Source organism: Cellulomonas sp. (assembly GCF_035634735.1).
Classification (GTDB): Bacteria; Actinomycetota; Actinomycetes; order Actinomycetales; family Cellulomonadaceae; genus Cellulomonas.
The window spans coordinates 24,226-34,947 of the sequence record NZ_DASQCJ010000010.1; the positions used below are offsets into that span (position 1 = coordinate 24,226).

Consider the following 10,722-nt stretch of genomic DNA (forward strand, 5'->3'; position numbering starts at 1 on the left):
GCGGCCAGCGGTCGCGGGCCCGGCCGGCAGCAGCTAGACCGGAGGCATGACCGGCACCGACGCACCGACCGCCGTCCTGCTCGACATCGACGGCACGCTCGTCGACTCCAACTACCTGCACGTGCACGCCTGGGTCCGGGCGTTCGGCGAGGTCGGCCACCCCGTCGACGCCTGGCGGGTGCACCGGCGGATCGGCATGGGGTCCGGCCGGCTGACCGGCGAGCTCCTGGGCGACGACGCCGACCGGCTGGGCGACGAGGCGAAGGAGCGGCACACCGCGCGCTACGCCGAGCTCGCCGACCTGCTGCGGCCGTTCGACGGCGCGCGGGACCTGATCAGGTCCCTGGCGGACCGCGGGGTGCGCGTGGTGCTGTCGACGTCCGCCGCCCCCGAGGAGCTCGAGAAGCTCCGGGCGACGCTCGACGTGGACGACCTCGTGCAGGTCACCGGCGCGGAGGACGTGGACGAGGCGAAGCCCGAGCCCGACCTCGTGCACGCCGCGCTCGACCTGGCGGGGGTGCCGGCCGACCGCGCGGTCTTCGTCGGCGACTCCGTGTGGGACGTCGAGGCGGCGGTGCGGGCGGGGGTGCCGTGCGTCGGCGTGCTGTCCGGCGGCACCTCGGAGGCCGAGCTCCGCGACGCCGGGGCGGCCGACGTGGTCGAGGACGTCGCGGCGCTGCTGCGGGACCTCGACGCGACGCCGGTGGGGGCGCTGCTGCGGGGCTGACCCGCGCCGCGCTCGCCGCCCGGGGGCTCAGCCGACCGGGTCGACCACCAGGTCCCGGTACTCGGGGTGCTCCTCGACGTAGGCCCGGACGAACGGGCAGCGCGGCTCGATCCGCTCGCCCGCCGCGCGCACGGCGTCCAGCGCCTCGCGCACCAGCGTCGAGCCGATGCCGTGCCCCTCCTGCCGCGGGTCGACCTCGGTGTGCGTGAACACGACGACGCCGGGGCGCCGCTCGTACTCCGCGACGCCGAGGACGGTGCCCTCGTCGTCGGTGATCTCGAACCGCTGCTGGTCGGCCACGTCCGTCACGCGCGTCGTCATGCCCCGAGTATCCGGGCGCCGGGCCGGGATGCGCGAGCGGCGTGTCGGCGGGGGGTGCGACACTGACCGCGTGCTGGGGCCCTACCGCGACGTGCTCTCCCGTCCGGGGGCGCTGGCGTTCTCCTCAGCCGGGGTGATCGCCCGGCTCCCGATGTCCATGGTCGGCATCGGCATCGTGCTGATGATCGAGGCGCTGTACGACTCGTACGGCCTCGCCGGCAGCGTGTCCGCGGCGTACGTGCTGGCTCAGGCGATCTGCTCCCCGCAGCTCGCGCGCCTGGTCGACCTGTACGGGCAGGCGCGCGTCATGCGGCCCGCGGTCGCGGTGTCGGCCACGGCGCTGGTCGGGCTGGTGGCCTGCGCGCTGACCGGCGCCCCGGTGTGGTCGCTCTACGCCACGGCGGTCGTCGTCGGGGCGACCGTCGGGTCGTTCGGCGCCCTGGTCCGCGCCCGCTGGTCGCACGTGCTCGACGACCCGCGCGCGCTGCACACCGCGTACTCGCTCGAGTCGGCGCTGGACGAGCTCGTGTTCGTGGTCGGCCCGATCCTCGCCACCACGCTCGCCACCGCGGTGACCCCGTCCGCGGGGCTGATCGTGCCGGTCGTCGGGATGGTGCTCGGCGGGTTCTGGTTCCTCGGGCAGCGCGGGACCCAGCCGCCGCCGCACCCGCGCGAGGTCGTCACCGCCCTCGACGGCACCCCGGTCCGCCGCCGCTCGGTCATGCGGTCCGGGGGGATGATCGTGCTCGCGGTCGTGTTCGTCGCGATGGGCGCGATCTTCGGCGGCACCGACGTCAGCACCGTGGCGTTCGCCGAGGAGTCCGGCCGGCCCGGGCTCGCCGGCGTGATCCTCGCGGTGTTCGCGTGCGGGTCGATGATCTCCGGCCTGCTCTACGGCGCCCGGCACTGGACGACGCCGCTGTGGCGGCGGTTCGCGATCGGGATGGTCGCGCTGGCGCTCGGCGCGTCGCTGTTCGTGCTGGTCGACTCGATGGTGATGCTCGCGGTCGTCATGTTCGTCGCCGGGTTCGCGATCGCGCCGACGCTGATCAACGGCAACGGGCTCGTGCAGGACCTCGTGCCGCGCGAGCGGCTGACCGAGGGGCTGACCTGGGTCGGCACCTCGCTCGGCGTGGGCGTGTCCGTCGGGTCGTGGGTCGCGGGCCTGCTGATCGACCGGCAGGGCTCGCACGGCGGGTACCTGGTGGTCGTCGGCGCGGCGGTGCTGGCGGTCGTCGCGGTGCTCGGGTCGCTGCGCGTGCTGCGCGCGGGCACGGCCGGGGCCGTGGACGCCGGCGCGGCCACCACCCGCCTCGGCGACGCGGACGCGGAGGCGGACGGCCTGGCGGAGGTCGACGGCGAGGCCGCACGACGGGGCGACGCCCGCCGCTGACGCGCGGGGCCGGGGCACGCCCGCGAGGCCGCTAGCCCGCGAGGGAACACGAAACGTGTCGAGTGCCTACCCGCGGGATAGGCACAAGACACGTCTCATGGACAGTCGGCGCAGCGGCGGCCGCGGGCGGCGGCCGCGGGTCAGCGCAGGACGCCCGCCGCCGTCGCCCGGCCCTCCGCCACGGCCGTCCGCCGGCGCTCCGCGAACACGCCGAGCACCAGCAGCAGCCCGCCCGCCGCGAGCAGCGTGAGCAGCCACGGCCCGGCGGAGATCGTCCGGCCGAGCTGCGCCGCGAACACGCTGACCACCGCCACCGGCAGCGCACCCGCCCCGAGCACCAGCGGTGCCCGCAGCATCTCCCGCGCGCCCTCGAGCATGAAGCCGAGCGCCAGGACGACCACGAGGATCGCGCGCCAGGTCATCGGGTCGGTCCAGATCGCCAGCATCGACGGGCCCAGGGTGGCGAGGATGCCCGGGGCCAGCGTGGCGACCGAGGTCGCGCGCCCGACGGGCCACGCGGGCCGCGGGCCGGCGGCGGCGGACCCGACCGGGTCGGCCGGTCCCGCCCCGGCAGCCGGTGCGCCTGCCGGCCCGCGGGCCGCCGCGTCGGAGGCCGCGAGCGCCGCGCGCAACGCCACCCAGCCCATCGCCGTCAGGGCGAGGCCGAGCGGCAGGGCGAACACCTCGACGCGCAGCTCCCGGGGGCTCCAGGCGCCGATCGCCCAGGCGAGCGCCGCCAGCCAGAGCACCCAGCCCGGCGGGACGTCGGTAGCCAGCGGGCCCCGCTCCCGGGACGCCTCGGACCGCACCGCGGCCACGGCGAGCGCGAGCAGGGCGAGCTCGACGACCCAGCCGGTCCAGGTCAGCGCCCAGGACGGGCGCACGGCGACGAGGGCGCCGACGGTGAAGGCCACCAGCGCGGGCGCGAGCGCCCAGCGGCGCAGGGCGGCGTCCCGGGCCGCGCGCCGCGGGTCGGCACCCGCCCACGCCCCGGCACCCGCCGATGCACCCGCACCCGCCCGCGGGCTCCCGGCCGCCGGCACCCCCGCGCGCCCCGCGGCCAGCAGCCGCCCCAGGGCGCCGAGCAGCACCGCCCCGGCGAGCGACCAGAGCAGGGCCGCGCCGAACAGCCGCGCGTTGGCCACGCCGCCGCCGACGGGCGTGCCCGCCGCGAGGTGCGCCGACCGGACCGCGCCCGCGAGCGCCGCCGCCGCGCCGCCGACGAGAAGCGGCCCCGTGAGCGCCGCCCAGGCGGGGGACGCGGCGGCACGCCCGCGCCGGCCGAGCAGACCCGCCGCCACCGCCAGCGCCGCGACGCCGAGCAGCACCGCCGACCGGACCCCCACGTCCCGGCCCGCCACGGCGAGCAGCAGCGTCGGCGCCACCAGCAGCGCGACCCCCGCGGCGACGAGCGGCCGCCAGCGGTCGCCGCGGCGGGCGAGCAGCGTGCCCACCACGACCGCGGCCAGCGCCGGGGGCGCCGTGTACGCCTCGACGAGCCCGACGCCCCACCACACCAGCGCCGACCACACCACGCCGCACCACAGCACCGCGGCGGGCCACCACGCGAGCCGGCGGTCCGGGCGCAGGGCCACGGCCGTCGCGCCGGCGCCGAGCAGCGCGCTGAGCACGAGCACCGTGTCCGCGCCGGTCGGCGTGCGCGCGATGCCGAGCAGCAGCGCGACGGCGCCGGTGCCGGCCGCGGCGAGCTCGACCGCGACGCGCGCGTGGTCGCCCGGGGTGCCGGGTGCGCGCCGCCGCAGGCGGTCGCCGATCGCCGGGGCGGCGACCGCGGCCGCCGACGCCAGCACCGCGACGACGGGCAGCAGCACGGGCGACCCGGAGCCGGGCAGCAGCACGGCGCCCGCGCAGATGACGACCACGGAGACCGTCGGCAGCACCAGCGCCGCCGCGGTGACGCGCGCCCACGCCGGCACGGGACGGGCGCGGGTGTCGAGCAGCAGCACCTCCACCAGCAGCAGCGCGGCCGCGGCGCCGGCGCCCCACCAGGTGCGGTCGGCCGCGACCCCCGCGATCGCCAGCACCGCGGGGACGAGGGCGACGACCAGCACCCCGAGCCAGGTGTCGTCGGCGACCCGCGGGAGCACGGTGAGCGCGGCCGCCACGACGAGCAGCGCGACCGCCACGCCGCCGACCACGCCGGAGCCCTCCCAGCCCGACCAGGCGAGGACGGCCGCGAGCACCGCGCCGGCGTAGGCCGTCGCGAGCCCGACCAGCACCGCGCGGACGTCGCGGGGCAGCAGCGCCCGCGCCCGCAGCAGCAGGACGACGACGGCGACCGCGCCGAGCGCCGTCGTCGGGCGGGACACCCAGGTCAGCAGGGCGAGGAACGCGATCTGGACGAAGGCGGCCGAGGCGAGGGTGCCGCGCCACGGGACCCGCGGGGCGGGGCGCACGAGCGGCGCGCCGGCGGTGGCCGGAGCGCTGCCGTGGGCGAAACTCGGGACGGTGCCGGCAACGACACCCGGGGTGGTAGCCGCCGCGCCGCCCCGGACGGCCCCCGGTTCGCGGCCCGCGGCGCCACCCGGGATCGCCGCGATCCGCGCGACCGCCGGCAGGCGCCGCGCGACCTCGACGAGCGCCGCGGCCAGCGCGAGCTCGCCCAGCAGCAGCGGCACCGACCACGCACGCAGCAGCCCGACCGCGACCCAGGCCGCCAGCACCACCGCCACGGGCAGGCAGGCGCGGCCGACGACCACGACGGCGTGCGGCCGCCGCACGGTCGTGCGGGCGACGGGCGGCGCGGGCCGGGCGGGGTGCACGGGTACGGCGGGCCCGGTCGCCGGCGCCGCACCAGCCGGGTGCCCCGCCGCGGGGGCCCCGGGCCCGCGCAGCGTCGCGACCGGCACCGACTCGGCGACCGGCGCCAGCGGGACCCGCCCGACGGCCGCGAGCGCCCCCGCGAGCACGACCGCGGCGAGCACCGGGCCGACGCCCACGCCGAACGAGGTCGGCGCGAACGCGCCGGGGTCCAGGGCCCAGCCGGCGCTCCCGCGGGGCGCCCCGGCACCGTCGAGCCCGAGGGCCCCGAGCAGCCCCAGCGCCTCCAGCACGCCCACCGCGGTGCCCGGCCCGGTGGTCAGCACGAGGGCCGTCCAGCCGCCGGCCACCAGGGCGCGGTACGTCGGGTCGGCGCCGCGGTCGCCCGGCAGCAGGCGCGGGACGCCGACGAGCAGGGCCCATGCTGCGGCGGCCGCGAGCGGCACCGTCCCGAACGGCGCCGGCAGCACCGACGCGACGGCCACGCCCGCGGACAGCACCGCCATGCCGCCGGCGACCCACACCCACGCGGCGGCCGCGCCCCACGCCGGGCGCTCCGCGACGGCCTGCAGGCGGGTCACGACGGCCGACAGCAGCAGCGCCACCGCGAACCCGCCCGACCCCCAGCCCGGCACCGGCGCCGGCAGCACCACCGCGGCGAGCAGCGCGGCGCCGACCAGCAGGAGCGCCCCGAGGGCGAGCAGCGCGTCGACGACCGCGCCGTCCGCGGCGAACCGGTCGGCGACCGCCCGGCGGTACCCCGCCCGGACCAGCGTCACCAGCGCCGCGGCCAGCAGCGCGAGGTGCCAGCCCCAGCGGTTCGGCCCCGCCGCCGCGGCGAGGCACAGCGGCACGACGGGCAGCACGAGCACGGCGACGGTCCACGCGCGCACCCGGACCGCGAGGCCCGCGGCGGGCAGGCCGAGGCCGACGGCGAGCAGCAGGAACGCCAGGGCGAGCCAGCGCACCGGCCCGTCGACCAGCAGCGCGATCATCCAGGCGTCGACCACCGCGAGCGCCGCGACCAGCCCGCCGACCGCCTCCGCGGACGACCGGAGGCCGCTCCGGCGCAGGGCGAGCGTGCCCGCGACCGCGCCGGCCGTCGCCACCAGCATCACGACGACCCGCGGTCCCGGGGAGCCGGCGAGGAAGAAGAACGCGAACACGAGCGCGGCCGCCGCGACGAGGCCCGCGCCCGCGAGCACGAACAGCCGGGCGACGTCGAACGACCGCTCGGGCGCCGCACCGGGCACGGGGCCCGGCACCGACCGGCCCGGACCGCCCGGCGGCAGCCCGCCCGTGGCCGACCAGGGGCCGCCCGGCGGCGGGACCGGGGGCCCGGCCGGCGTCACGCGGGGCCGCGGCGGGACCGGGGTCCCGGCACCGAACGGCCCCGGCACGCCGGCAGCGACGGGCGCGGGCCCACCGGCACCGACCGGCGCGGGGCCGCCGGCACGAGCGGGCGCGGCCGGCGCGCCCGGGCCTCCCGCCACCCCTGCCGCCTGCCGCGCCCGCGCCGCGTCGATGACGTCCCGCCGCGCGTCGAGCGCCCGGGCCGCCGCGCGCGACGCCGCCGCGATCCGCGCCCCGTCGTCGCCCGCCATCTCCAGCCCGCACCGGGCGCAGCGCGTCGCCGCGAGGGTCGCGCCGCAGGCGGCGCACCGCGTGAAGTCGAGCAGCTGGCGCCTCAGCGCGTCCACGGGGGTCGGGTCCACGGGGCCGAGCGTGCCAGGTCACGGGTCCGCCGGGGGCCGCGTCCACAGTTCCCACCCAGGGTTTCACCACGTCGGACGCGCCCCGGCCCGTACGCGGCCCCGCCCGCTCGACGTGCCGACCCCCCGCGTCCGCGACAGGGTGGAGCCGTCCCCCGTGACCGACGAGACACCGCCCCGTGTGGCACCCGGGCAAGTCATGGGATGAATATGGCCTGACGACCAACGACAGGAGCGAACCCGTGGCACGCAGCAGCACGGTGGCCGACCAGCTCGTCGCCCAGGTGGTGGCGGCCGGGGCCAAGCACATCTACGGCATCGTCGGCGACAGTCTGAACCCGGTGGTGGACGCGGTCCGCCGCGCCCGGGCCGCGGGCGCGGACATCCAGTGGGTGCACGTCCGGCACGAGGAGGCCGCCGCGTTCGCCGCGGCCGCCGAGGCGGAGATCACCGGCGACCTCGCCGTGTGCGCCGGCTCGTGCGGCCCGGGCAACCTGCATCTCATCAACGGCCTGTACGACGCGAACCGCAGCCGGGTCCCCGTGCTCGCGATCGCCTCGCACATCCCGAGCGCGCAGATCGGCACCCAGTACTTCCAGGAGACGCACCCGGACCGGCTGTTCGTCGAGTGCTCGGTGTTCTCCGAGATGATCTCGTCCGCCGCGCAGGCCCCGCGGGTCATCCGCAGCGCCATCCACCACGCCTACGGCGCCCCCGGCGTCGCGGTGCTGACCCTCCCCGGCGACGTCGCGGACCTCGAGGCGCCGCCCGCCGGCACCGACACGCTCGCCCGCCCGCGCAAGCCGCGCGTCGTCCCGGCCGAGGCCGACGTCGCCGCGCTCGCCGCCGCGATCGACGGCGCCAAGAAGGTCACGATCCTGGCCGGCGCGGGCGTCCGCGGCGCGCACGACGACGTCCTCGCACTGGCGGACAAGATCGCCGCGCCCGTCGGGCACAGCCTGCGCGGCAAGGAGCACATCCAGTACGACAACCCGTTCGACGTCGGGATGACCGGCCTGCTCGGCTACGGGGCGCTCCAGGCGTCGATGGACGAGGCCGACCTGCTGATCCTGCTCGGCACCGACTTCCCCTACGACCAGTTCCTGCCGTCGGACGTGCGCACCGTCCAGGTCGACATCGAGCCGACCCGCCTCGGCCGCCGGACGCGGAACGACCTGGCCGTCGTCGGCGACGTCGGCGAGACCGTCCGCGCGCTGCTCCCGCTGGTCGAGCGGAAGAAGTCCCGCCGGTTCCTCGACCAGATGGTGAAGAAGCACGAGAAGGCGATGGGCGGCGTCGTCGGCGCGTACACCAAGGACGTCGAGCACCACCGCCCGATCCACCCCGAGTACGCCGCGGTCGTCCTGGACGAGGAGGCCGCCGACGACGCCGTGTTCACGGTGGACACCGGCATGGGCAACGTCTGGGCCGCGCGCTACCTCACCCCGAACGGCCGCCGCCGGGTCATCGGGTCGTTCCTGCACGGGTCGATGGCCAACGCCGTCCCGCACGCGATCGGCGCGGCGCTCGCCGCCCGGGACTCGGGCGCGGAGCAGAAGCACGTCGTCGCGATCGCCGGCGACGGCGGCCTGTCGATGCTGCTCGGCGAGCTCATCACGCTCGTGCACTACGACCTGCCGGTGAAGGTGATCCTGTTCGACAACGCGACGCTCGGCATGGTCCGCCTGGAGATGCTGGTCGACGGCCTGCCGAGCTACGGCACCGACTCCCCCGCGATCGACTACGCCGCGCTCGGCACCGCGCTGGGCATCCCGTCGGTGCGCGTCGAGGACCCGACCCAGATCCGCGCGGCGCTGCGCCAGGCGTTCGCGCACGACGGTCCGGCGCTGGTGGACCTGGTCACCGACCCGCGGGCGCTGTCGATCCCGCCGAAGATCACGCGCCAGCAGGTCAGCGGGTTCACGGCGGCGATGAGCAAGGAGATCCTCGGCGGCGGCATGGGCGAGGTCATGGCGATGGCCCGCTCGAACCTCCGCAACGTCCCGCGCCCCTGACCCGGGACCGCGCCGCCCTCAGTGCAGGTCGCCGAGGGCGGCGCGGATCTCGGACGTGATCACCGTCATCGCCCGCTCCGCCGCCTCCGGGTCGCGCGAGCGGACCGCCGCCGCCACCGCGTCGTGCGCGTCCAGCGCCTCCGGCCGCGGGCGGGACGGCATCAGCCCGTGCCGGGTCCGCCCGGCCAGCACCTCCGCGACCACCTCGGTCAGCGCGCTGAACATCTCGTTGCGCCCCGCGCGCAGCAGCAGCGCGTGGAACTCGACGTCGGCGGCGAGGAACTCCTCCAGCCGACCGGCCTCGCCCAGCGCGCGCATCCGCGCCGTCACCGCGAGCAGCGCGTCCACCTCGTCGGGCGCGGCGTGCCGGGCCGCGGCCGCGGCGGCGACGGGCTCGACCGCCGCGCGCAGCTCGGTGAGCGACCGCAGCTGACCGAGCCGGCCCGGGCCCGCGAGGCGCCACCGGATGACCCGCGGGTCGAACACCATCCAGTCGGACGACGGCCGCACGACCAGCCCGACCCGGCGCCGCGACGTCAGCAGCCCGAGCTGCTCCAGCGAGCGCATCGTCTCCCGCGCCACGGTCCGGGACACCCCGAACCGGTGCTGGAGCTGCTCCAGCGTCAGCACCGCGCCGGCCGGGAGCACCCCCGCCGTGATCTCCGCGCCGATCGCCTCGAGCACGGTGCTGTGCAGCACCTCGACCGCCACGTGCGTCCCCTCGTCCCCGTCCCGGCGCGCGCCTGACCGGCGGCCGTGCCAGGGTCGCACACGGGATCGGGTGCGAGGACGCCGCCCGCTGCTCGCCGCCACTGGTGACATCTTTGGGTTACAAAGGTCGCATCTTTGTGGCAGAGTGTCGGCACCCCGGGGAGACCCGGGGCAGCGCCCGGACGCTCACGCCCGGACAACGACGTCAAGGAGGGCAGCGATGCCGGAGGTCCAGCACCTCGTGATCATGGGTGTCTCGGGGTCGGGGAAGACCACGACCGCGCAGATCCTCGCCGACCGTCTCGGCTGGCCGTACGCCGAGGCCGACGAGTTCCACCCCCAGGCCAACATCGACAAGATGTCGGCGGGCACCCCGCTCACCGACGAGGACCGCTGGCCGTGGCTGCGCGCCATGCGGGACTGGCTCACCGAGCAGTCCCGCGCCGGCCGGTCGACCATCGTCACCTGCTCCGCGCTGCGCGTCGCCTACCGCGACGTGCTCCGCGAGGCCGAGGGCCGCGTCCGGTTCGTGCACCTCCAGGGCACGATCGAGGCGATCGGCGAGCGCATGTCCGGCCGCGCCGGGCACTTCATGCCGACGTCCCTGCTGCCCTCGCAGTTCCAGACCCTCGAGCCGCTCGCCGACGCCGAGGACGGCGTCGTCGTCCCGGTCGAGGTGTCGCCCCACTCCGTCGCCGACGCCGCCCTGCGCGAGCTCGGCATCGACCCGGCCGCGGCGCGCGCCGTCGCGTCGCCGTCGACCACCCTCCAGGAGTCCTGATGCTCGTCCTGCCGACCGCAGCCCCCGTGCTGCTGGCCGCCGCGGCCGACGACGCCGCGCCCGCCGTCTCCGACACCCGGCTGATCGTCGCCGCCGTCGTCGGCATCGCGGTGATCGTCGCGCTGATCGTCTGGGTGAAACTGCACCCGTTCCTCGCGCTCATGCTCGGCGCCGGCGTGCTCGCCGTGGCCGCCGGCCTGCCCTACGTCGACGCCTTCACCTCGTTCACGAAGGGCCTCGGCGAGACCGTCGCCGGCGTCGGCATCCTCATCGCCCTCGGC

The 10,722-nt window shown here is 77.8% G+C and carries 7 protein-coding genes and 1 pseudogene; 5 read left to right on the plus strand and 3 right to left on the minus strand.

The window, feature by feature from the left end:
• Nucleotides 1–46: 46 nt before the first annotated feature.
• The gene (locus VER05_RS01115) at nt 47–727 is read left to right on the plus strand and encodes an HAD family hydrolase (protein ID WP_324843561.1); all 681 of its coding nucleotides are present in this window, start codon (nt 47–49) and stop codon (nt 725–727) included.
• Between the two features lie 27 nt (nt 728–754).
• Here VER05_RS01115 and VER05_RS01120 read toward each other — a convergent pair whose 3' ends face one another.
• The gene (locus tag VER05_RS01120; protein WP_324843562.1) at nt 755–1,048 is read right to left on the minus strand and encodes a GNAT family N-acetyltransferase; all 294 of its coding nucleotides are present in this window, start codon (nt 1,046–1,048) and stop codon (nt 755–757) included.
• Nucleotides 1,049–1,118: 70 nt separating this feature from the next.
• Here VER05_RS01120 and VER05_RS01125 point away from each other — a divergent pair, with 70 nt between their 5' ends.
• Complete coding sequence (locus VER05_RS01125) at nt 1,119–2,441, plus strand: MFS transporter (protein ID WP_324843563.1); 1,323 nt, start codon at nt 1,119–1,121, stop codon at nt 2,439–2,441.
• A gap of 140 nt (nt 2,442–2,581) precedes the next feature.
• Here VER05_RS01125 and VER05_RS01130 read toward each other — a convergent pair whose 3' ends face one another.
• Complete coding sequence (locus VER05_RS01130) at nt 2,582–6,937, minus strand: SCO7613 C-terminal domain-containing membrane protein (protein ID WP_324843564.1); 4,356 nt, start codon at nt 6,935–6,937, stop codon at nt 2,582–2,584.
• Between the two features lie 239 nt (nt 6,938–7,176).
• Here VER05_RS01130 and VER05_RS01135 point away from each other — a divergent pair, with 239 nt between their 5' ends.
• The gene (locus VER05_RS01135) at nt 7,177–8,949 is read left to right on the plus strand and encodes a pyruvate dehydrogenase (protein ID WP_324843565.1); all 1,773 of its coding nucleotides are present in this window, start codon (nt 7,177–7,179) and stop codon (nt 8,947–8,949) included.
• Between the two features lie 18 nt (nt 8,950–8,967).
• On the opposite strand, the gene VER05_RS01140 is transcribed toward VER05_RS01135, so the two are convergent.
• Nucleotides 8,968–9,660: a FadR/GntR family transcriptional regulator gene (locus VER05_RS01140; RefSeq protein ID WP_324843566.1), complete on the minus strand. Its 693-nt coding sequence runs from the start codon at nt 9,658–9,660 to the stop codon at nt 8,968–8,970.
• A gap of 220 nt (nt 9,661–9,880) precedes the next feature.
• Here VER05_RS01140 and VER05_RS01145 point away from each other — a divergent pair, with 220 nt between their 5' ends.
• Complete coding sequence (locus VER05_RS01145; RefSeq protein WP_324843567.1) at nt 9,881–10,441, plus strand: gluconokinase; 561 nt, start codon at nt 9,881–9,883, stop codon at nt 10,439–10,441.
• Nucleotides 10,441–10,722 (plus strand): annotated as a pseudogene (locus VER05_RS01150) (gluconate transporter); the annotation flags it as partial. The gene VER05_RS01145 and the pseudogene VER05_RS01150, both read left to right, overlap by 1 nt.

Coding starts and splice junctions, on each gene's coding strand:
- VER05_RS01120 (WP_324843562.1), bottom strand. CDS start 1,048: ATGACGACGCGCGTGACGGACGTGGCCGACCAGCAGCGGTTCGAGATC.
- VER05_RS01145 (WP_324843567.1), top strand. CDS start 9,881: ATGCCGGAGGTCCAGCACCTCGTGATCATGGGTGTCTCGGGGTCGGGG.
- VER05_RS01115 (WP_324843561.1), top strand. CDS start 47: ATGACCGGCACCGACGCACCGACCGCCGTCCTGCTCGACATCGACGGC.